Consider the following 20,197-nt stretch of genomic DNA (forward strand, 5'->3'; position numbering starts at 1 on the left):
GCACCTGCCCACGCACTGGCCCTGGGCACCCGGCTGGGAGTCACTGTGGTCGGCCGCGACCGGCCCGCCCACCGCTGTCACGACCTGACCACCCTGCCGCACACGGCACAACCCGAGGACCCCGAAGTGGAAGAGCCGGCACCGGCCGGCAGCTCACCCACGCCCACACTGCGAGCCTCGTCGCGATCCACCGGAATCACCGATGACGAATCATCACCGGTGGATCAGGGCTAAGGCGAGCGTCCATGACGTGGCCTCTTGGAACCCTTGCGGAGCCGTCAACGCGTTCAGGTCTACGCCCTCTTGCACCAGAATCTGTCGCGCCAGAGCTTCGACCACGGCCATCTGGTCCGCGTCAGCCTCGGTTGCCTCTCGCACCGCGTACTGGTCGTGGCTCCCGGCTCCCACGACAAGCGGCTCCCGTTCGAGCGCGGACGTCTGATTGAGGGTGAGGTCGGCGCCGAAGACCAGCGCCGGGCCTCCGTTCTTGTGAACCTCACGCTCGAGCGCTAGCCCAATCTTCGCTGCAACTCCCTGGGAGGCGACGTTGTCGGGCCGGATGATTGCGATTAGGTGGTCGATGCCCGCCCCGCGGGCAGCCTCGACGACCGCTGCAGCCGCCTCGGCGGCGTATCCCTGACGACGGAGCGAGGAGCGCACGTGCCAGCCGGCCTCGACAAGCCACTCGCCCTCTACCTCCTGCATGGTCAGCCCGCAGTCGCCGACGAACTCGCCCGAGTGGGTCTCGATGATCCATAGCCCAAATCCGTGGTCGGCGTAGTTGCTGCGATTCCACTCGATCCAGCCTGTGGGGCCGCGGGAGCCGCCGAGCTCCAAGGTCGCGATGTCGGGGAGGTCTGCCTCGGTCATCTCCCGAAATCGGAGCCGGGGCGTGGCAGCGGGCAACACGAGGGTCACGGTACGACAGAACGGGGAACTCCCGGCTCGATGCGAGGTGAGCGCCGCGCGCCCTTCCTCAGATGGGATCGGTGAACGTGATCGGCTTGCCGCTCGCTCGGGCGTAGTCGATCTCCCTGCGCGTCGACTCGCCGACGTACCCGCCCGGGTTGACGATTAGGACCCGGTCGGCCAGGTCGATCTTGCGTAGGTGCAGGGCGTCCAGGACTGTCTTCTGCGCCGGGGTAGGTGACTCGTCCGCTTCGCTGGGGGCAACGACGATGACGCCGGCGAAGGACAAGTCGCGGTTCGCCGCCCGCATTTCGGCCATGAATCGCGCCGAGCCACAGATACAGACGATTTCAGGACGATCGGTCACGGTCGGCCTTTCCTGGACGGGCGCACGCGCGACCTTAGACCGCTGTGCAGCCGGGGACTCATCCGCCTCGCGACTGCGGGGGCCGACGGGCCACTCCCCTCCTCAGCAGGGCTACTCCCTTCTCTGCAACTCCCGTGCCTACCAGTTGGGATGCGGTGGCCCGGGTGTCGCCGTAGACGATCACCGACGCTGTTCACGCATGAGGTCGCTGACGGTGCCGGAAGTCTTGTGAAGCCGGCGGCTGGGTGTCGAACCAACGATATTTGATGGCTCAAGGTGCGTCGCTGAGCCTCCGGACGACGTATTGGTTGAGGCTCAGGTGCTCGTCAGCCGCCTGCATGGCAAGTTTGCGATGGAGGCGCTCCCCAACCCGCAGGTTGAACTTCCCGGAATAGGTGCGCAACGACAGCGGGTAGGGCACGGTCTCGCCAGTCTCTTGCAGGTCGCCGACCACCTCTGAGACGACCTCTCGGATTCCGTTGAGGGCGTCGACCTGCTCGGGTGCCAGCCAAGATAGGGACGGAAACTCTATACACGTCCCTAGAAACTCTTCGTCCTCGGGCGACCAGGAGACGCGATAGGTATACCGGCTCACATCCACGACTGTTTCAGTCATCTTGCGGCCTCCTTCTTGTCAATGGCGAGCAACACCTGGCGCACCTGATACGCCTTGGCCTTGCCATGATCATCCTGGATGTTGACACGCGGGTCGCCAGGCCACGGCATCTTGAACACGGCGTGCGAGCCACCACGCGTGCGCGGTGGGCCGAAGTAGTGCTCGCAGGCCTTGACCAGGTCGTCGTACCGAACGTTGCGAGGATCGGCCCTCATGGAGGCGACGATCTTCTGAATGGACGGCACTCCCTAATGGTACTACCCACGGTACTGTGCGGCCGCCAGGTGGCGAACGTCGGCGTCGCCTTGCCCGAAGAGGTCCGCAGGAGTGCCTCCGCCTCGACGCTGCGACGAATCGGGGGTCATGTCCCGGCCGGCATCGACGATCCCGCCCCGGCCTGCGCCTGACGTCAGCGGCTCCCCCGCGCCGGGTGGGCTCGTCATGGTTGCTTGAAGACGTCGTGGTCGCCGATCCGTCGCCAACGGCAGCGCAGCTCGTCATCGACCGTGACCAGCTCGAAGGTGGCCCGGCCATCGGGACTCGAGAAGGACCACGTCATCTCGAGGACACCCCGAGCGCCTCGGACTGCTTTGACGCGCAGTGCCTTGGGCCACGGCGCCCCGGGGTCGCGCGACAGTTCGTCGCAGGCCGGGATGAACTTCTCCCTCAGCACCGCACGAAACGTCGCCTGATGCTCGCGCTTGAGCCTGCGGTAGTCGCTTTCGAACGCCGGCGTGGTCTCGAACTTCACGACCGATCCGGTTGCTCCAGTGAAGTGAGGTGATCGAGGAAGCCGTCACCGTCGGCGTGCACGGTCACCTCACCTGCCGCGACGAACTCGTCCACCTCTCGCTCCCGGTTCTGCCACCGCTCCTCCCAGAACCAGACCTGGTCGGCGGGCACCGGCAGAGAAGGACGCAGCTCGAGCACGCCGTCCTCGCGTTCGGTGATCTCCATCTGGGCACCCGGCTCATCCAGGTGCAGCCGGCGCCGGACCTCCGCCGGCAGTGAGACCACTCCCCTGGCCTGCATCGCGACATATCCATGAAAGGCCATGATGCGATTCTACCGGAAGACTGCATAGCTGCGGAAGGCAATTCCGGCCACTGACGTCGCCTGGTGAGGTGAGGCGCCTGACAGGCAGATCCCGGAGGCCGACACCCACCGCGTGGGCGCTGCGGGGCGGCGACGGCAGGTCTGTCGGAGTGCTCACGCCACTGCCGACCGCATCAACTGGGCAGGTGCGACCGGGCGTAGCGCAGTGTCGACGTCGCACCCGAAGGTCCATCCGCAACGAGCAGGCGTCTGACCTGCGCAGACACCGACGCGCTCGTTTGTACCGCAGGGTCCGTGTCGTCGATACTGCGCTACGACCTCACTGACCCATGCCGGCGGACGTCGACGGCCGACCCGACAGCCTTGGTCGGTTGACGACCTCGTAGGCCAGGTGCACGACGCCGCAGTCGAAGCGGTGCTCGTCGACGAGCCGCAGGTCGAGACGGAGGCCGGCGGGGAGCCAGGGGGTGCCGGCGCCGAGGACGACGGGGTTGGCGTAGTACTCGACCACGTCGACGATCCCGGCCCGCAGGGCGTGCGCGGCGAGGTCGGGGCCGCCGATGGTGACGTCTCCCCCGGCCTCGTCGACGAGGCGCCGCGCCTGTACCGGGTCGAAGGTCCGCTCCAGGCGGGTGCGCGCGGTGTCGACGTCGGCCAGGGTCGTCGAGTAGACGACCTTGTCGCGGTCGCGCCAGAGCCGCCCGTAGTCGCGGACGACCGAGGACGCGTCCGGCTCGGTGCCGTAGGTCTCCCACACCTTCATCACCTCGTAGAGACGCCGGCCGTACAGCTCGGCCGCGACCTCACGATCGCGGTCGTTGAGGTAGGCGTGTACCTGCTCGTCCGGCGCGCTCCAGGAGAAGTCGCCGTCGACGTCGGCGATGAAGCCGTCGAGCGACCCGATACCGCCGTAGATCAGCCGTCCCATGCGTCCTCCTCATCCGGTGGCACCCTCGGCTCCATCGTGACGGCCGGGCCCTCCCGGCGCGAGGCATCCCTCGGCTACGGTCCGTCCATGCGCATCCTCGTCGTCGGGGCCACCGGTGTCATCGACAGGGAGCTCGTGCCCCGCCTCGTGGCCGCCGGGCACGCCGTCACCGGGACCTCCCGCTCCCCCGCCGGCGTCGACGCCGTCCGGGCCCTCGGTGCGCACGGCCGGGTGCTCGACGTCTACGTCGAGGCGACTGTGGGGGACGTTCTCGGGGCCTCCGACCCCGAGGTGCTCGTCTGTCAGGTGAGCGATCTGCCGGATTCGGCCGACGACCTGCCGGATTCGGCCGACGACCTGCCGGCGCGGCGCGCGGCGAACGCCCGGATCCGGCGCGAGGCGATCCCCCGCCTGCTCGCCGCGGCTCGGGCTCACGGGGTCGGACACCTGCTCGTGCAGAGCGTCGCGTGGCCGATGACGGGCGAGGGGGCCGAGGCGGTCGCCGTCATGGAGGAGGCCACTCTCGCCGCCGGCGGCGTCGTGCTGCGCTACGGGCAGTTCTACGGCCCCGGCACCTTCCACGCCCGGCCCCCGGATGGTCCGGCGGTCGCGGTCGGTGACGCCGCCGCCCGCACGGCCGACCTGCTTCTGGCGCCGAGCTCGGTCGTGACGATCACCGATGCGCCGACGCCGGCGGTGGCCTCCTGACGGTTCGCGCCCCGGCAGCGTGGCGTGGGCGAGGTCAGGAGGCGTCGAGGGGGCTCCCGGTGGCCGGTCAATGCGGAACGACCATTCGCAGCGACCCATGACGGCGCCCTCCCGAATGAGGTCTCGCGCAGCCGGTCGCCCTCCTGCTGCACGGGTCCGCACTGCGAGGCCGGCGACGAGGGGAGAGGCAAACCCATGACCGCGGGGTTCGGCGGGGGAGGTCGGGGCGACGTACGACACGGCTTGGACGGCGACGTCAGCCGGCGGCGTCGGCCCCGAATCGCAGCAAGTTGTTGTCGGGGTCGACGTGCGCGCCCTCGCGCAGGCCGTAGTCGGTGTCGACGGGAGCGACAGTCTGCCCCACGCCTGCCTCGGCCCACTCGTGCGCGAGCCCGTCCGCGTCGTCGACGTAGAGGTAGCAGCAACCGGCGCCCTTCAGCGGGTCGAGTTCGGGCATCAGCGACAGGTGCAGGGCGACATCGCCGCGCTGCGCCATCGCGTACTCATCGGTGAGCTTGGCGACCTCGAAGCCGAGCGCCCGGTAGTGCTCGATCGAGCGGTCCACGTCGGTGACAGGTAGCACGCAGGCCGCGGCTACGAGGTTCGCCGGACGTCGGGGCGCAGTCATGCGACCACCATAAAGTGACTCCGAGCTGCACCGATACTCCGGCGCGGCATGACCCGGCGGTCGCGGTCGGTGACGCCGCCGCCCGCACGGCCGACCTGTTCCTGGCGCCGAGCTCGGTCGTGACGATCACCGATGCGCCGCCGCGGGCGACGTCCTCCTGTCGATCCGCGTCGAGCCGCGTGGCGTGGCCAGGGTCAGGAGCCGTCGAGGGCCTGGCGCAAGTCGGCCCAGAGGTCCTCGACGTCTTCGAGACCGACGGAGATCCGCAGCAGCCGGTCGCTGATGCCGGCGCCGGCGCGGTCGGCGGGGTCCATGATGTGGTGGCTGATCGCCGCCGGGCACTGGATGAGCGTGTCGACGCTGCCGAGGCTCACCGCGGGCGTGATGAGCCGCACCGCGGCGATGACCGCGTGCGGATCGCCGCCGACCTCGAGCGACACCAACGCTCCCCCGCCACTCATCTGATCCGCCGGGCGCGGCCCGCCCAGGCCCGGATAGTGCACCCGCTCGACACCCGGGTGCCCCGCGAGGCGCTCGGCGAGGACGTGCGCGGTGGCCGACTGCGCCCGCATCCGGAGCGGAAGGGTCGGCAGCCCGCGCAGGAGCAGGTAGGCGCCGAGCGGGTGCAGGTTCGCGCCGGTGACGAAGCGCACCTGGCGCAGGGCCTGGGCCCGCTCCTCGCTGCACGCGACGACGCCGCCGAGGACGTCGCCGTGCCCCCCGATGAACTTCGTCGCGCTGTGCAGCACGAAGGACGCGCCCAGCGACGCGGGCCGCTGCAACACCGGCGTCGCGAACGTGTTGTCGACGAGCAGCGGCACGTCGCCGCACTGCGCCGCGACCGCCCGGAGGTCGACCTCGGCGAGCGTCGGGTTGGCGGGCGTCTCGACGACGACGAGGCCGGTCCGCTCGGTGATCGCGTCGGCGACCCCGTCGGCCGGCGCCCACGTCAGCTCCGTGCCGAGCAACCCCGAGGCCAGGAGGTGGTCGGAGGTGCCGTAGAGGGGTCGCACGGCGACGACGTGCGGCGTCCCGGCGGCCACGCGGGACAGGAGCACGGCCGAGAGCGAGGCCATGCCGCTGGCGAAGGCGACCGCCGATTCACATCCCTCGAGGTCGGCCAGAGCCCGCTCGAAACGCTCGACCGTCGGGTTGCTCACGCGACCGTAGACGGGTGGCCCGCCGTCGAGGGCCCCACCCGGCGAGAAGGTCGAGCCGCTGCGCCTCCTCCCGGCTGTCGCGGGAGGGGTAGGTCGTCGAGAAGTCGAGGGGGACGGCGTGCACGCCGAGGTCGGTGAGGTCCTCCCGGCCGGCGTGCACCGCGCGGGTGTCGAAGCGATCGCTCATGCAGCTCAGGATGACCCGCTGGGCCGCGCTCCGCAGCCCGTTGTCGGCGCGTCGGCCGTGCTGGCCGCCCGGTTCCCTCGCCGCCCCCGGCCTGGTTCCACCGTACAGCGGGGAGGGGGCCTTGCGGCAAGGCCCTGGTCAGCACGCACACTCGCTCCTCGACGCACGAATCGACGGATCGGAGCCCGTGCCGTGACCCCCGAGAAGACCAGCGTGTTCGCCCTCGCCGACCCTCTGTCGGCGAAGGCCGACCCGACGCTCATCGGCACCGACGAGGACCATTTCGCCGCCATCGCCGCCGGCCTGGAGGCGAGCGTCGCCGAGCTGTCCGCCCGCCTGACGACGACGCGCCTGACCCGGGCCGACCACGGGCAGACGGCCCTCGAGCGGGATCTCGAGGTCCATCGGCTCAGCGCGCGTCTGCGGGCTCTGAGCCGGTTCGGCGTCGACCTGTGCCTCGGGCGGATGGTCACGGCGGGTGCCGGCGACCCGGCCGCCGAGGGTGCGGTCGGCGGCAGTGTGGACGGCGCCGACGCGGACGGGCCGATGTACGTCGGACGCCTCGGCCTGACCGACGCGGACGGCCGCCGCCTGCTCCTGGACTGGCGCTCCCCCGCCGCCGAGCCGTTCTTCGGGGCCACGCACGGCAACCCCATGGGGCTGGCGAGCCGGCGTCGGTACCGCTGGACGCGCGGCCGGGTCACCGACTACTGGGACGAGGTGTTCACCCCCGAGGGCCTGGAGGGGCACGCGGCCCTCGACGACCAGTCCGCCTTCATCGCGAGCCTCGGCGGCAGCCGGTCGACCCGCATGCGCGACGTCCTCGGCACGATCCAGGCGGATCAGGACGCCATCATCCGCGCCGGCTCACGCGGGGCGCTCGTCGTCGACGGCGGGCCGGGCACGGGCAAGACCGTCGTGGCCCTGCACCGCACGGCCTACCTGCTCTACGCCGACCCGCGCCTCGGGCACCGCCGCGGCGGGGTGCTGTTCGTCGGGCCCCACGACGCCTACCTCGCGTACGTCGCCGACGTCCTGCCGAGCCTCGGCGAGGAGGGGGTCCGGACGTGCACGGTCGCCGACCTCGTGCCCGAGGGCGCCTCCGCACCCGAGGAGGCCGATCCCGACGTGGCCCGCCTCAAGGCGCGGGCGGATCTCGTCGGCGGCATCGAGACGGCCGTCGCGTTCTACGAGGAGACCCCCCCGCCGATGGACATCGACACCGACTGGGGTCAGGTGCACGTGAGCGAGCTGGACTGGGCGGCCGCCTTCGACGCCCCGGCCCCCGGCACGCCGCACAACGAGGCGCGGGAGACGATCTGGGGCGACCTCGTCTGGATCGTCCACGAGCGGCTCGGGGGCGGTGTGGAGCCCGAGCGGCTGGACGCGTCGCTGCGCGAGGACGAGGCGCTCACCTCGGCCGTCTACCGGGCGTGGCCGACCATCGAGCCGACCGACCTCGTCGGCGACCTGTGGTCGGTGCCCGCCTACCTGCGGCTGTGCGCCCCGGGCCTGAGCTGGGAGGAGATCCGCACCCTGCAGCGCGCGCAGCCCCAGGCCTGGACCCGCTCGGACCTGCCGTACCTCGACGCCGCCCGGCGCCGGCTCGGCGACCCCGACGCCTCCCGCCGCGAACGCCGCCGTCGCGCGGTCCTCGCCTACGTCGCGATGACCCGGGCCACCCGGCAGCTCGTCGTCCTCACGAGCCGATGAGGTCGCGGGGCCCACTGCCGGGGTCGCGCCGGAGCAGCTCACGGTAGGGGGAGGCGGCGACGTAGTCCTCGACCGTCGCCGCGAAGACCGGCCCGGACTGCCGGCCGATGGCGGCGACGAGCTCCCCCAGCCGGTCGAGACCCACGGCCTCGGGCAACAGATCGCGGGGGATGGCCGCGCTGGCGGACCACAGGGGGGTCGCCGTGGCGAAGGCGTCGTCGAGGCGACGCGCCTCTACCCAACCGTCCTGCGACCGCTCGGAGGCCGAGCGCACGAGCCGGTCGACGGCCTGCCCCACTCGGGCCCGAAGGCCGCGGTAGTCCCAGGCGACGTCCGCCATCCGGTGCGCGGCCTCCCGATCGACGGCCAACTCCCCGACCTCGATGCGGAGCGCGGCATCCGAGGAGAACGGCTCGACCCACGGCCGCGGGTCCTGGCAGCCGAGCAGCAGGCCGGGTCGGTATGGCCCGAACCCCTCCCGCGCCGAGGCCGCGAGCAAGGTCTCGCGTGCGCGACGACGGGTCTGGGGGATGTCGTGGACGACGACGTGGAAACGACCCCGCCACGGCGGCGGCTCGACCCCTTCGCCGATCGCTCGATAGCGGCGCAGCATCGGCCCGGCCAGGACGTAGACGGCGACGCGGCCGTGGCGTTCGACCTCGAGGTTTCCGGCGGCGACGAGCCGGGAGATCATCTGCCGCGCGGCAGGCTCGCCGGTTCCGAGGTGCCCGAGGAGCGGGACGAGGAGGGGGCCGGGCACGGCGATCGCCCCGAGGAGGCCGAACGCGAAACCGATGCGCGAGGCGGCCTGGGACCGTCGCGATCCCGACTCGGGCGCCTGCGTCATGCCCCTGAGAATATATGACGTCTATACCGCGCATCCCACAAGGCGTGTCATGCTTCAGTCGTGAGCAGGCGGACGAACGACTCGAGCACCCCGGGTTCGGTTCCGGACGGCCCGACCCGTCCCAGGGTCCCGGGCTGGGCGAACCTGGCCCTCACCATCACCCTCAGCATGGTCGCGCCCCTCGTCGTCTTCAACGTCGCCAAGGGCCAGGGCGCGTCGGACGTGAGCGCCTACCTCCTGGCGAGCGCACCCCCGCTCCTCGAGGCGGTGCTCGTCGCCGTGTTGCGCCGCACCCTCGACACGTTCGCGGTCGTCATGGTGAGCCTCAACGTCCTGTCCGCGGCCGTCGCGGTGGTCGGCGACACGGGCCCGACATTCCTGCTGCTCAAGGACTCGGCGATCACCGCGGCGTTCGGGCTGCTGTGCCTGGTCACGCTCCTGCCCGTCGTGCCCCGCCCGCTGATGTTCTACTTCGCGCAGCGCTTCGCCGGCCGAGGGACCCCGGAAGGGGAGGCACGCTTCGGCAAGCTGTGGCAGTACCCGTCGTTCCGCGGCCTCATGCGGCTCATCACCGGGTTGTGGGGGGCCGGCTACGTGCTGGAGGCTCTGGTCAAGGTCGTGGTGGCCGAGACCACGTCGTTCCAGGCGGCCTACAACCTCAATCAGGTGCTGCCGATCCTCGTCGCGGGGACGCTCGCGGCGGTCACCATCGTGCTCGCGCGTCGGGGCAAGCGTGCCGGTGAGCGGCGCCAGGCGGCCGCCGCGGAGGGCGAGCCTCACAGCGTCTGAGCCGGCGCGCGTCCGTGTCCCCTGTTCTCCGCCTCGTTCTCCGTCTCATCGGGTCGGGCAGGGCGACTCAGCCGCCGACGAACGCGGCGAGACCGTCGAGCAGACGGTCGACGTCGGTGTCGTCGACGTAGGGCGCGAGGCCGACGCGCAGGGCGTGGTCGTCGTCGAGCGCGAGACGGCGGAACGGCTCGATCGCGTAGAACGAGCCGGCCGGGGCGAGGACGTTACGGCCGGCGAGGAACCGGGTCGCGTCCGCGGTGCGGCGACCCGGCAAGGTGAACAGCAGCGTCGGCGTGCGGTGCCGGGCGCGGGAGTGGAGCACGACGGCGTCCCCGAGCCCGGCCAGTGTCTCCTCGATGCGCTGCTGCAGCCGCGTCTCGTGGGCGTCGATCGCGTGGAACGAGGCCCGCAACCGGGCACGACGTTCGGTGGCCCCGCCGGGGGCGAGGTCGGCGAGGACGTCGACGGCGGCCGCGGCGCCGGCCATGATCTCGTACGGCAGCGTCCCGAGCTCGAAGCGTTCGGGCACCGTGTCGGTCGAGGGCAGGAGCTTGTCGGGCCGGATCGTCTCGAGGAGCCCCGGGTCGGCGGCCAGGACGCCGCAGTGCGGCCCGAGGAACTTGTAGGGCGAGCAGACGAACAGGTCGGCACCCAGCTCGCGCAGGTCGACGCTCGCGTGCGCCGCGTAGTGGACCCCGTCGACGTGGACGAGGGCGCCGTGGGCGTGGGCCGCCTCGGCGATGCGGGCGACGTCCGGCTTCGTGCCGAGCAGGTTGGAGGCCGCGGTGACGGCGACGAGTCGGGTGCGGTCGGACACCGCCGACTCGACGCTCTCCCAGGCGATCTCCCCCGTGGCCGGGTCGATGTCGATCCACCGCACCACCGCGCCGGCCGCCTCCGCCGCCTGGATCCACGGGCGGACGTTGGAGTCGTGGTCGAGCCGGGACACGACGATCTCGTCGCCCGGGCCCCACGTCTTCGACAGGGCCCGCGAGACGTCGTACGTCAGCTGGGTCGCGCTGCGGCCGTAGACGATCCCCGCCGCCGACACCCCGAGGAGGTCGGCGTACGCGGCCCGGAACCGGGCGACGGCCTCCTCGGCCGCGGAGTCCGAGGCCAGCGAGGTGCCGCGGTTGGACAGCGGACCCGTCAACGTGGCCGCGATCGCCTCCCCGACCTCGCGGGGCGTCTGCGTGCCGCCGGGCCCGTCGAAGTGGGCGATGCCGGACGCGAGCGAGGGGAAGCGCGCGCGGAAGGCGCCGACGTCGTAGGTCATGGGAGTCCTCCAGGGGCGAGACGGGTCGATCGCCCCCATTCTGTCGACACCGCCCCGTCGGGCCGACCGGGTGCCGGCGGGGAGGCGGACGGGCGCCTCCACCAGGTGCCCGGCACAATCGGGACGCATGACCTCCCAGAGTTCGGCCCCCGGCGCCCGTGTGGCCGTGATCGTCAACCCCCGCCACGCGCGGCGGGCACACCGCGCCGCGGCCGTGCTCCGCGCCGCGTGCGAGCGACTGCGCCTGCGCCTGGTCGGGGTCCACGAGACGACGCCCGACTCCCCCGGGGCGGACCAGGCCCGCGCGGCCCTCGCCGACGGGGCCGACATCGTCGTCGCGGTCGGGGGCGACGGCACCGTGCGGGAGGTCGCGGGCGCGGTGGCCGGCACCGGGGCCCGCCTCGGCGTCGTGCCCACCGGCACGGCGAACCTGTACGCCCGCAACGTCGGCCTGCCCCTCGACCTCGACCGGGCGGTGCGCGTCGCCCTCGTCGGCGCGCCCCGAGACGCGGACCTCGGCCGGGTCACCCTGACCACGTCCTCGGGACTGCGCGAGTCGAGCTTCCTCGTCGTCCTCGGCGTCGGCCACGACGCCCTCACCCTCCAGGACGTGCCGGGCCACCACGCCTCCCGCCTCGGTTGGCTCGGCTACGTGCTCCCGGGCCTGCGCCACCTCACCCGGCCGGGGGTGCCGATGCGCGTCGCGCTGGACGGGGGCCCCGCCCGCGAGTGGCAGCCCTGGACGCTGCTCGTCGCGAACTGCGGACGACTCCCGGCGGGACTGCGGGTCGTCCCCGGCGCCCACCCCGACGACGGCCGGTTCCACGTGCTCGAGGTGACGCCGGCCGGGGTCCGTGACTGGGTCGGCATCGCCGCCTCCGGCCTGTTCCCGCGGGAGGAGGCACCGGCCGGGCTGCGGCGTCGCACTGCCTCCCGGGTCGCCGTCGAGCTCCCCTCCCCCGTGGCCGTCCAGCTCGACGGCGACGTGATCGAGGACGTCACGGCGCTGGAGGTGCAGATCCGCCCGGGCGCTCTCGTCGTGCACGCGCGACCGACCGCCCGTGCCCTGCCCGACGTCGCGCTGCTCAGCGACGAGGCCGTCGCGGCCCTCGTCCACGACGTCCACGACGGCGGCGTGAGCGAGGACGAGCAGGACGTGGTCGTCGGTCTGCTCACGCGACTGACCGGCGAGCGGTTCCAGCGGGTCAAGTACCTGCTCAACAGTCAGGGCGACCAGCACGACCTCGAGCAACTCGTCTTCGACCGCCTCGACGACGCGCACCGGGGGGTGCTGCTCGACCACATCGTCGCCCAGGCCGACGCCACCGGTCCCAGCCGGGACGTGCGGGTGCTGTGCGACATCGACGACACCGTGAAGTGCGCGATCCACGACGACCGGTACCTGCGCGGCACGATCTACCCGGGGATCGTCGAGTTCCTCCACGCCCTCGACGAGGGGTCGACGGTCGACCCCGGCCGACCGGGCGACCTCACCTTCGTCACCGCCCGCCCCGCCGGCCCCCGCGGCCTCGTCGAGCGGTACACCCGCAACGCCCTCGGCGACCTCGGCCTGCCCCCGCACACCGTCATGGGCGGCTCGTTCCTCAACCTGCACACGAGGGCGGCGATCGCCGAGCGGAAGCGGGAGAACTTCCACCGCGACCGCCTCCTGTTCCCCGAGTGTCGGATGGTGTTCTGCGGCGACAGCGGCCAGGCCGACCCGCAGGTGGGGCTCGACGCGCGCCGCCGCTACGGCGACCACGTCGTCGCCGTCTTCATCCACGATGTCGTCGGCGTCGACGCGGACACGCGGCGCGCCTGGGCCGACGAGGGGGTGTTCGCCGTCGACACGTGGGACGAGGCCGCCCGGCTCGCCCGGCGGCTCGACCTCGTCTCGGCCGAGGGACTGGCGGAGGTCGAGCGGGCCGTCGCGCGGGACATCCGGCCGCAGTACCCGGCGGACCGCGGCCGGCGCGCGTAGCGTCGAGAGGGGCGCCCGCGTGGCGTCGGGAAGACGAAGGTCCGGACCGCACGACGAGAGGCCACCCATGGCGACGCCCGCAGCACCGCTCCCACCCCGGCCGGCCCACCCCGGAGCTGCGGGACGGGTCGAGACCGTACCGGTCCGCCTGCGCGTCGACGGCGTGGATCGCGAGCTGGACCTCGACCCGAGGGTGAGTGTCCTCGACGCGCTGCGGGACCGCCTCGGCGTCACCTCGGTCAAGAAGGGCTGCGACCACGGCCAGTGCGGCGCCTGCACCGTGCTCGCGGACGGTCGACGCATCCTGTCCTGCCTCGCGCTCGCGGCCTCCTACGACGGCGCCGAGGTGACGACCTCGGCCGGTCTCGGGGCCCCGGATCGTCTGGGCGACCTCCAGGAGGCGTTCGTCGCGCGCGACGCCCTCCAGTGCGGCTACTGCACCCCCGGCCAGATCTGCTCGGCGGAGGGGATGCTCGCCGAGGCGCGCGCCGGGATGCCGAGCCACGTGAGCCCCGACGTGCGCGACGTCGACTCCCCCGTCGAGCTCACCGACGACGAGATCCGCGAGCGCATGAGCGGCAACCTGTGCCGGTGCGGGGCGTACGTCAACATCGTCGCCGCGATCGGCGACGTCGCGAGGGCCCGTTCGTGAGGCCGTTCGTGTACGAGCGGGCGACCGACGTCGCCGACGCCCTCGACCGGGCCGGCGACGGCGCGGTCTTCCTCGCCGGCGGGACGAACCTCGTCGACCACCTGCGCCTGGGGGTGCGCTCGGCCGAGCGGCTCGTCGACATCACCCGCATCGGCCTCGACGAGGTCGAGGAGCTGCCGGGCGGCGGCCTGCGCGTCGGGGCGCTGGTGCGCAACAGCGATCTCGCGGCCCACCCGGCGCTGCGGCGCGGCTTCCCGGTCGTCGCGCAGGCCCTCCTCGCCGGCGCCTCCGGCCAGTTGCGGAACATGGCGACGACCGGCGGCAACCTGCTGCAGCGCACCCGGTGCGTCTACTTCCAGGACGTGACCATGCCCTGCACCAAGCGCGATCCCGGCTCGGGCTGCTCCGCGCTGGAGGGGTACGCCGCGGGGAACGCGATCTTCGAGACCTCGCCGCGGTGCATGGCCGTGCACCCGTCCGACCTGTGCGTCGCGCTCGTCGCGCTCGACGCGGTCGTGCGCACGACCGGCCCGGCCGGCGACCGGGAGATCCCGATGACGGAGCTGTACCGGCGGGCCGAGGACGGCCCGGAGACCGACACCCACCTGGTCCCCGGCGAGCTGATCACGCACGTCGACCTCCCGCCGTTGGCGCCGGGGACCCGGTCGGCCTACCGGAAGGTGCGCGAGCGGGCGTCCTACGCGTTCGCGCTCGTGTCGGTCGCGGCCGCCCTCGACGTCGTCGACGGCCGGGTGCGCGACGCGAGGCTCGGCTTCGGCGGCGTCTGCCACCGACCCTTCCGCGCCCGCCGGGCCGAGGAGGCGCTGGTCGGAGGGCCCGCCGACGCGGCCGCGTTCGCGGCGGCCATCGACGCCGAGCTCGCCCACGCGCGGCCGGGTCGCGACAACGCGGCCAAGGTGCCCATCCTGCGCAACACGGCCCTCGCGGTGCTCGCGGGCCTCGCCGACGAAGGAGCGCGTTCGTGACGATCAGCCCACCCGCCCCGCCCTCGACACCGACGCCCGGGCCCGACGCACCGCCCGTGGCCGTGCCGGACGCGCCGCCGGCGACGGGGGCACCCGCTCCCAGGCGGACCGTCGCCGGGCGCGGGTTCGGCGGCATCGGCTCGGACCGGGCCCGGGTCGACGGCCCGGCGAAGGTCACGGGGACGGCCCCCTACGCCTACGAACAGGAGGTCGAGAACCCCGCCTACCTCTTCGGCGTCACCTCGGCCATCGCCGTCGGCCGCATCGTCGACATCGACACGACGCAGGCCGAACGCGTCCCGGGGGTGCTGCTCGTCCTGACCCATCGCAACGCGCCGCGGCTGCGCACGAAGCTCATGGGTGAACTCGTCGTCCTGCAGTCCGACCGGGTGCGCCACCGGGGCGAGTACATCGGGGCCGTCGTCGCGCAGACCCCCGAAGCGGCCCGCGAGGCGGCGGCGCTCGTGCGGGTGCGCTACGACGACGAGGGCGGCGACGTCGACTTCCACGCCGACCATCCCGCCGCCACCGTGCCGAAGCGCGGCGCCGCCGGCAACCCCCGGGAGGAGAAGGGCGATGTCGAAGCGGGGCTGGCGGGGGCCGCCCACCTCGTCGACGCGACCTACACGACGGCGACGGAGTTCCACAGTCCCATGGAGCCCCACCCCATCACGGCGCTGTGGCACCCGCGGCCCGGTCTCGACCCCCGCGCCCGCCGCCTGACGATCTACGAGGCCGACCAGGGCCCGATCGCGACCCAGCTCATCCTCGCGCCGATGCTCGGGTTGCTCCCGAACCAGATCAAGATCCACTCCCCCTTCGTCGGGGGGGCGTTCGGCGGGAAGGGGATGCCGCACGCGCACGTCATGCTCGTCGTGCTCGCGGCGAAGCTGCTCGCCGGGCGGCCCGTGAAGTTCGCGCTCACCCGGCAGCAGATGTTCGCCACGGTCGGGTACCGGCCCCCGACCGCGCAGCGGCTGCGCCTCGCCGCCGACGCCGACGGACGGCTCACGGCGGTCGTGCACGAGTCGGTCTCGCCCACGGCCAAGCTCGCGACCTTCGTCGAGCAGGCCGTCGGCATCACGCGCGTCATGTACGCGACCCCGAACCGGCGCACCGAGCAGCGCGTCGTCCCCCTCGACATCGCGCCGGGCACGTTCATGCGCGCCCCGGGCGAGTTCAGCGGGGCGTTCGCGCTCGAGACGGCGATGGACGAGCTGGCCGTGGCCACCGGGCTCGACCCGATCGAGCTGCGGCGACGCAACGAACCGGACGTCGACCCCGACACCGGCAAGCCGTGGAGCACCCGCAACCTCCTGGCCTGCCTCGACACGGGCGCGGACCGCTTCGGGTGGGAGGTGCGGACCGGGCGGCCGGGCGAGCGGCGCGACGGCGAGTGGCTGCTCGGGATGGGGGTGGCCGCGGCGAGCTTCCCCGCCTCGCATGCCCTCTCGACGTGGGCGCGCATCACGTTCGCGGGCGGCCGCTACGTCGTCGAGCTCCAGGCCAGCGACCTGGGCACCGGGGCCTGGACGATCCTCCCCCAGATCGCGGCCGACGCCCTGGAGGTGCCGGTCGACCTCGTCGACGCCCGGATCGGCAGCACGGGCCTGCCCGTCGCGATGATCGCCGGCGGCAGCATGGGCACGTACACGTGGGGCAACTCGATCATCGCGGCGGCGCGGGCGTTCCGGCGCAAGCACGGGCCGTTGCCGGCCGACGGCGCGACCGCCCGGGCCCAGGGCCGGCTGCCGTCGGGGGCGCGCCAGTTCGCCCGGCACTCCTTCGGCGCACACTTCGCCGAGGTCGCCGTGAGCGAGGTGACCGGTGAGGTCCGCGTGCGCCGGATGCTCGGCGTCTTCGCGTGCGGCCGCATCGTCAACCCGCGCACCGCGCGCAGCCAGTTCGTCGGCGGCATGACGATGGGTCTCTCGGCGGCGCTGCACGAGGCGGGGCATCGCGATCCCCGCACCGGGCACGTCGTCAACCACGACCTCGCCGGGTACCACATCGCCGCCCACGCCGACGTCCTCGACCTCGACGCCGACTGGGTGGAGGAGTTCGACCCCTACGTCTCCCCCACGGGCGCCAAGGGGATCGGGGAGGTCGGTATCGTCGGCGTGCCCGCGGCGATCGGGAACGCGATCTACGACGCGACCGGCCGGCGCGTGCGCGATCTGCCGTTCACCCCCGACAAACTCGTGGGGTGACGCCCGCGGCGTCGGGGGCGAGAATGTCGTCATGACCTTCGATGAGGGCCTCGCCCAGCGCATCCGGCACCGTCTCGCGGATCGCGCCGACATCACCGAGAAGCGCATGTTCGGCGGCCTCGCGTTCCTCGTCGGCGGGCGCATGAGCGTGGCCGCCACGTCCGGGGGCCTCATGGTGCGCATCGACCCCGAGGACGGAGCCGAGTACCTCCGGGCGCCGCACGTCGAGCCCTTCGAGATGCGCGGCGCGCCGCTCACGGGCTGGCTGCTCGTCTCGGAGGACGGACTCGGGGCCGACGACGATCTCGACCGCTGGATCGACGTGGGCGTCGCCTACGCGAGCACGCTCCCGCCGCCGACCTGAACCGGCACGTGTTCGGCCGTGTGGTGTCGGACCCGCGCGATGACGAGCGACGACGTGTGGGACGAGGCCGCGGCCCGGCGGTACGACGAGGACGCGGCCCACATGTTCGCCCCGGACGTGCAACCTCATGGCCGAGCACGCCGGCCTCGAACCCGAGCACCGCATCGGTGACCGGGACGGACGGCCCTTCACGAACGACAGCCCGAGCCACGTCTCGGTCCGGCGCAGGCCCGGCGGGTAGGTCACGCCGGTTCCCGGTCTTCCTGACCCCCCTGACCGCCCGGTGCGTAGGCTGAAAGGCGGGCACCCCGCCGCGGTCAGCGGTGCCCGTCCCTTCGGCCCAGGAGTCGTCCCATGCGCACGTACACCGTCAGCCGGAGCCGACACGTCGACGCCCCACCGCCGACGGTCCAGGCGCACGTCGCGGACTTCCGCGCCTGGCCGGCCTGGTCCCCGTGGGAGGACCTCGACCCGCAGATGCGGCACGACTACACGGGTCCGCAGGCGCGCCCCGGCGCGCGGCACACGTGGAAGGGGAACCGCAAGGCGGGCGAAGGCAGCATGCAGATCGTCTCGATCGAACCGGGCCGCATCACCCTCGACCTCCGCTTCGTGCGACCGTTCGCCTCGCACAGCGAGGTCGAGTTCACCTTCGTGCCCCAGGGCGGCGGCACCGACGTGACCTGGACCATGCACGGTCAGCAGCGTGGACTGATGGCCCTGGCAGGCCGTGTCGTCAGCATGGACAAGCTCCTCGGCCGCGACCTCGACACGGGGCTCGCCCGGCTGGACACGGTCGCCCGGGGTTGACCGACGCCCGGAGACGACGGAACGGCCCGCCCCGAGTGGGGCGGGCCGTTCCGGTGTCGCGTCAGTTGCGGAACGCGTCCTTCACGTTCTCGCCGGCCTGCTTGACGTTGGCCTTGCTCTGGTCGCCCTGTCCCTCGGCCTCGAGGCTGCGGTCGTTCGTGGCGCGCCCGGTGGCCTCCTTGGCCTTGCCGGCGGCTTCCTCGGCGGCGTTCTTCGCCTTGTCCGCAATACCCATGTGGTCCTCCTCGTGACGTGGATGAACGTACCCAGCGTCCTTACCCGTGGAGCCGGTCCACAAACCCGAGGCCGCTGCCGAATCCCCCGTCGCCGCTGGTCCACTCGGCTCCGACGGCCCGCGGGGGTCGGACGTTCGACCCGACACGCCACCCCCGTGTCGATTGGCCGGGGGGCCTCGTCATCTGTACCGTGGTATGCGAGAAGTTCTTCGTCGGGGGGACGATCGCTTGCTCGTCGGCGGGGGAAGCCGCACGGGACACGCACGTCCACGCACCGAGGTCCATCCGCACCGACCACGCCCACCCCGACCGACCTGCTCGACTCACCGACACTCCATCACGTTCGCAGAAGGGGCCCGACGTGCGACTGCAGCACCGATGGCGCGTGGGCACGACGATCGCCATGGTCGCTTCCGGCCTGTGCCTGACCGCTCCGGCGGTCTCCGCCGCCCCCGCTCCTGCGCCCTCGGCCGGCCCCGCGGCCGACCCGAACGCGCCGGGTTCGACAGCCGGCGGCAGCGGTGACGACAAGCCGTCCCTGACCCCCGCCCAGGTCAAGGCGCAGGTCGCCCAAGCGACCCGGTTGCAGGCCGACCTCGAGAAGAGCAACGCCCAGGTGGCCGCCGCCAGCCGCAAGCTCGCCGCCCTCGCGGCCCGGTCGAACGCTGCGATGTCGGCCGTGACGGCCGCCAAGGCCGCGGAGGCGACGGCCCGCACCCGCGAGGCGACGCAGCTGCGCCTGCTGCGGTCGCTGTCCCGCCAGGCCGCGGGGGCGCGGACCGACGTCGACCGCATGGCGTACGAGGCGTACGTCAACGGCTCGACGGCCCTGCGCGACATCGCCGCCATCGTCGACCTCGCCTCCGACACGACCGACAACGAGCAGAACGCGGCCCTCGTGCAGTTCCTCGCCGACGCCCGCCGCGCCGACGAACGCCGGTACACCTCCCTCGCCAAAGCGCAGCAGGTGACCGCCAAGGCCGCCGTCGCCGCCCGCCTCCAGCGCGAGGCGGCGACCGCCAAGGCCGTCGCCGCCCAGAAGCAGGTCGACGGGGCGCTCGCGGCGCAGCAGACGGCCGTGCTCGACCTGCAGAAGGTCGCCCGCGGCCAGAGCGCCGCCCTCGGCAAGCTCGGCATCACGTCGGGGTCCGGCGGCGGGGTCGACCTCGCCGCCCTCAAGGACATGGTGACCAAGCCGCTGTGCAGCAGCAACACCGGCGTGTACCCGAACGGGCACCTCCCCGGCGCGGCCCTGTGCGCCATCGAGGGACGTCCCGGCCACATGATGCGGCCGGTGGCGGCGCGAGCACTGAACGCACTGGCGACGGCGTACAAGAAGGACACGGGCCAGGAGCTGTGCATCACCGACACCTACCGCTCGTACGCCGCGCAGGTTTCGGTCAAGGCCCGCAAGCCGGTGCTCGCCGCCAAGCCGGGCACGAGCAACCACGGCCTCGGGTTGGCCACCGACCTGTGCGGGGGCATCGAAAGCTTCGGTACCCCGGCGCACCTGTGGATGACCCAGCACGCCCCCCTGTTCGGCTTCTACCACCCCGCGTGGGCGCAGGCCGACGGGAGCAAGCCGGAGCCGTGGCACTGGGAGTACGCGCAGTAGACGAGTCGAGCACGACGGCAGTGGGGCTCGGCAGGACCCCGTCGGGGGAACCGCCGAGGGGCCGAGCACGCAGCACCCGACCGAGTGAGCGCCCGCTCACCGGAACACCGGCGCCGACGCAGGCGTTGACGCCGAAGAACATGGCCCGACCGGGCCGAG

At 72.8% G+C, this 20,197-nt stretch carries 22 protein-coding genes; 10 read left to right on the forward strand and 12 right to left on the reverse strand.

Annotated elements, in window-relative coordinates; all coding sequences use genetic code 11:
- Positions 1–213: 213 nt before the first annotated feature.
- The 7 genes from ICW24_RS17360 to ICW24_RS17390 form a co-directional block, all read right to left on the reverse strand.
- Positions 214–918, reverse strand: coding sequence for a GNAT family N-acetyltransferase (locus ICW24_RS17360; protein ID WP_226346991.1), 705 nt, complete (start codon positions 916–918; stop codon positions 214–216).
- A gap of 58 nt (positions 919–976) precedes the next feature.
- The gene (locus ICW24_RS17365; protein ID WP_226346992.1) at positions 977–1,276 is read right to left on the reverse strand and encodes a hypothetical protein; all 300 of its coding nucleotides are present in this window, start codon (positions 1,274–1,276) and stop codon (positions 977–979) included.
- Positions 1,277–1,547: 271 nt separating this feature from the next.
- Entirely contained in the window at positions 1,548–1,892 is a 345-nt protein-coding gene (locus ICW24_RS17370) for a type II toxin-antitoxin system HicB family antitoxin (RefSeq protein WP_226346993.1), read from the reverse strand.
- A complete protein-coding gene (locus ICW24_RS17375; RefSeq protein ID WP_226346994.1) occupies positions 1,889–2,137 on the reverse strand; it encodes a toxin HicA in 249 nt (82 codons plus the stop codon). The genes ICW24_RS17370 and ICW24_RS17375 overlap by 4 nt, the downstream gene beginning before the upstream one ends.
- 194 nt (positions 2,138–2,331) lie before the next feature.
- On the reverse strand, positions 2,332–2,643 hold the full coding sequence (locus tag ICW24_RS17380; protein WP_226346995.1) for a hypothetical protein: 312 nt from the start codon (positions 2,641–2,643) through the stop codon (positions 2,332–2,334).
- Complete coding sequence (locus ICW24_RS17385) at positions 2,640–2,948, reverse strand: AbrB/MazE/SpoVT family DNA-binding domain-containing protein (protein WP_226346996.1); 309 nt, start codon at positions 2,946–2,948, stop codon at positions 2,640–2,642. Before ICW24_RS17385 ends, ICW24_RS17380 begins: the two co-directional genes overlap by 4 nt.
- A 319-nt stretch (positions 2,949–3,267) precedes the next feature.
- Positions 3,268–3,876 carry a dihydrofolate reductase family protein gene (locus ICW24_RS17390; RefSeq protein ID WP_226346997.1) on the reverse strand — a complete coding sequence of 203 codons (609 nt, stop codon included), beginning with the start codon at positions 3,874–3,876 and terminating at the stop codon, positions 3,268–3,270.
- A gap of 87 nt (positions 3,877–3,963) precedes the next feature.
- Here ICW24_RS17390 and ICW24_RS17395 point away from each other — a divergent pair, with 87 nt between their 5' ends.
- Positions 3,964–4,584 (forward strand): SDR family oxidoreductase, encoded by a 621-nt coding sequence (locus ICW24_RS17395; protein ID WP_226346998.1) that lies wholly within the window; start codon positions 3,964–3,966, stop codon positions 4,582–4,584.
- 256 nt (positions 4,585–4,840) lie between these two features.
- Here the strand turns inward: ICW24_RS17395 and ICW24_RS17400 are convergent, their stop codons facing one another.
- Complete coding sequence (locus ICW24_RS17400; protein ID WP_226346999.1) at positions 4,841–5,212, reverse strand: bleomycin resistance protein; 372 nt, start codon at positions 5,210–5,212, stop codon at positions 4,841–4,843.
- 194 nt (positions 5,213–5,406) lie between these two features.
- Positions 5,407–6,372 carry a trans-sulfuration enzyme family protein gene (locus ICW24_RS17405; RefSeq protein WP_307781370.1) on the reverse strand — a complete coding sequence of 322 codons (966 nt, stop codon included), beginning with the start codon at positions 6,370–6,372 and terminating at the stop codon, positions 5,407–5,409.
- Positions 6,373–6,751: 379 nt separating this feature from the next.
- Here ICW24_RS17405 and ICW24_RS17410 point away from each other — a divergent pair, with 379 nt between their 5' ends.
- Complete coding sequence (locus ICW24_RS17410) at positions 6,752–8,272, forward strand: HelD family protein (RefSeq protein ID WP_372360964.1); 1,521 nt, start codon at positions 6,752–6,754, stop codon at positions 8,270–8,272.
- Here the strand turns inward: ICW24_RS17410 and ICW24_RS17415 are convergent.
- A complete protein-coding gene (locus tag ICW24_RS17415) occupies positions 8,259–9,119 on the reverse strand; it encodes a hypothetical protein (RefSeq protein ID WP_226347000.1) in 861 nt (286 codons plus the stop codon). The genes ICW24_RS17410 and ICW24_RS17415 overlap by 14 nt on opposite strands.
- Before the next feature lie 60 nt (positions 9,120–9,179).
- On the opposite strand from ICW24_RS17415, the gene ICW24_RS17420 reads away from it, so the two are divergent.
- Positions 9,180–9,908 (forward strand): VC0807 family protein, encoded by a 729-nt coding sequence (locus tag ICW24_RS17420; RefSeq protein WP_226347001.1) that lies wholly within the window; start codon positions 9,180–9,182, stop codon positions 9,906–9,908.
- A 67-nt stretch (positions 9,909–9,975) separates the two neighbouring features.
- Here the strand turns inward: ICW24_RS17420 and ICW24_RS17425 are convergent, their stop codons facing one another.
- Positions 9,976–11,184, reverse strand: coding sequence for a cysteine desulfurase-like protein (locus tag ICW24_RS17425; RefSeq protein WP_226347002.1), 1,209 nt, complete (start codon positions 11,182–11,184; stop codon positions 9,976–9,978).
- Between the two features lie 127 nt (positions 11,185–11,311).
- Here ICW24_RS17425 and ICW24_RS17430 point away from each other — a divergent pair, with 127 nt between their 5' ends.
- The 6 genes from ICW24_RS17430 (at position 11,312) to ICW24_RS17455 (ending at position 18,187) form a co-directional block, all read left to right on the forward strand.
- Positions 11,312–13,165, forward strand: a complete 1,854-nt coding sequence (locus tag ICW24_RS17430) for a diacylglycerol kinase family protein (protein ID WP_226347003.1) — start codon at positions 11,312–11,314, stop codon at positions 13,163–13,165.
- Positions 13,166–13,328: 163 nt separating this feature from the next.
- On the forward strand, positions 13,329–13,817 hold the full coding sequence (locus tag ICW24_RS17435) for a 2Fe-2S iron-sulfur cluster-binding protein (RefSeq protein ID WP_307781371.1): 489 nt from the start codon (positions 13,329–13,331) through the stop codon (positions 13,815–13,817).
- On the forward strand, positions 13,814–14,803 hold the full coding sequence (locus ICW24_RS17440) for an FAD binding domain-containing protein (protein WP_226347005.1): 990 nt from the start codon (positions 13,814–13,816) through the stop codon (positions 14,801–14,803). The genes ICW24_RS17435 and ICW24_RS17440 overlap by 4 nt, the downstream gene beginning before the upstream one ends.
- A complete protein-coding gene (locus ICW24_RS17445; RefSeq protein WP_226347006.1) occupies positions 14,800–17,013 on the forward strand; it encodes a xanthine dehydrogenase family protein molybdopterin-binding subunit in 2,214 nt (737 codons plus the stop codon). The genes ICW24_RS17440 and ICW24_RS17445 overlap by 4 nt, the downstream gene beginning before the upstream one ends.
- Positions 17,014–17,044: 31 nt before the next feature.
- Positions 17,045–17,377, forward strand: coding sequence for a TfoX/Sxy family protein (locus tag ICW24_RS17450; RefSeq protein ID WP_226347007.1), 333 nt, complete (start codon positions 17,045–17,047; stop codon positions 17,375–17,377).
- A 354-nt stretch (positions 17,378–17,731) separates the two neighbouring features.
- Positions 17,732–18,187, forward strand: coding sequence for an SRPBCC family protein (locus ICW24_RS17455; protein WP_226347008.1), 456 nt, complete (start codon positions 17,732–17,734; stop codon positions 18,185–18,187).
- 61 nt (positions 18,188–18,248) lie between these two features.
- Here the strand turns inward: ICW24_RS17455 and ICW24_RS17460 are convergent, their stop codons facing one another.
- The gene (locus tag ICW24_RS17460) at positions 18,249–18,422 is read right to left on the reverse strand and encodes a CsbD family protein (protein WP_226347009.1); all 174 of its coding nucleotides are present in this window, start codon (positions 18,420–18,422) and stop codon (positions 18,249–18,251) included.
- 362 nt (positions 18,423–18,784) lie between these two features.
- Between ICW24_RS17460 and ICW24_RS17465 the strand changes: the two genes are divergently transcribed.
- Entirely contained in the window at positions 18,785–20,038 is a 1,254-nt protein-coding gene (locus tag ICW24_RS17465; RefSeq protein ID WP_226347010.1) for a M15 family metallopeptidase, read from the forward strand.
- Positions 20,039–20,197 lie beyond the last annotated feature (159 nt).

The organism is Agilicoccus flavus, from assembly GCF_014857905.1.
Classification (GTDB): domain Bacteria; phylum Actinomycetota; class Actinomycetes; order Actinomycetales; family Dermatophilaceae; genus Agilicoccus; species Agilicoccus flavus.

Bases quoted from the DNA above. Each gene is read 5' to 3' on its own strand.
- ICW24_RS17370 (WP_226346993.1), bottom strand. From the start codon at position 1,892: ATGACTGAAACAGTCGTGGATGTGAGCCGGTATACCTATCGCGTCTCC.
- ICW24_RS17385 (WP_226346996.1), bottom strand. From the start codon at position 2,948: ATGGCCTTTCATGGATATGTCGCGATGCAGGCCAGGGGAGTGGTCTCA.
- ICW24_RS17390 (WP_226346997.1), bottom strand. From the start codon at position 3,876: ATGGGACGGCTGATCTACGGCGGTATCGGGTCGCTCGACGGCTTCATC.
- ICW24_RS17395 (WP_226346998.1), top strand. From the start codon at position 3,964: ATGCGCATCCTCGTCGTCGGGGCCACCGGTGTCATCGACAGGGAGCTC.
- ICW24_RS17400 (WP_226346999.1), bottom strand. From the start codon at position 5,212: ATGACTGCGCCCCGACGTCCGGCGAACCTCGTAGCCGCGGCCTGCGTG.
- ICW24_RS17415 (WP_226347000.1), bottom strand. From the start codon at position 9,119: ATGACGCAGGCGCCCGAGTCGGGATCGCGACGGTCCCAGGCCGCCTCG.
- ICW24_RS17425 (WP_226347002.1), bottom strand. From the start codon at position 11,184: ATGACCTACGACGTCGGCGCCTTCCGCGCGCGCTTCCCCTCGCTCGCG.
- ICW24_RS17430 (WP_226347003.1), top strand. From the start codon at position 11,312: ATGACCTCCCAGAGTTCGGCCCCCGGCGCCCGTGTGGCCGTGATCGTC.
- ICW24_RS17450 (WP_226347007.1), top strand. From the start codon at position 17,045: ATGACCTTCGATGAGGGCCTCGCCCAGCGCATCCGGCACCGTCTCGCG.
- ICW24_RS17455 (WP_226347008.1), top strand. From the start codon at position 17,732: ATGCGCACGTACACCGTCAGCCGGAGCCGACACGTCGACGCCCCACCG.
- ICW24_RS17460 (WP_226347009.1), bottom strand. From the start codon at position 18,422: ATGGGTATTGCGGACAAGGCGAAGAACGCCGCCGAGGAAGCCGCCGGC.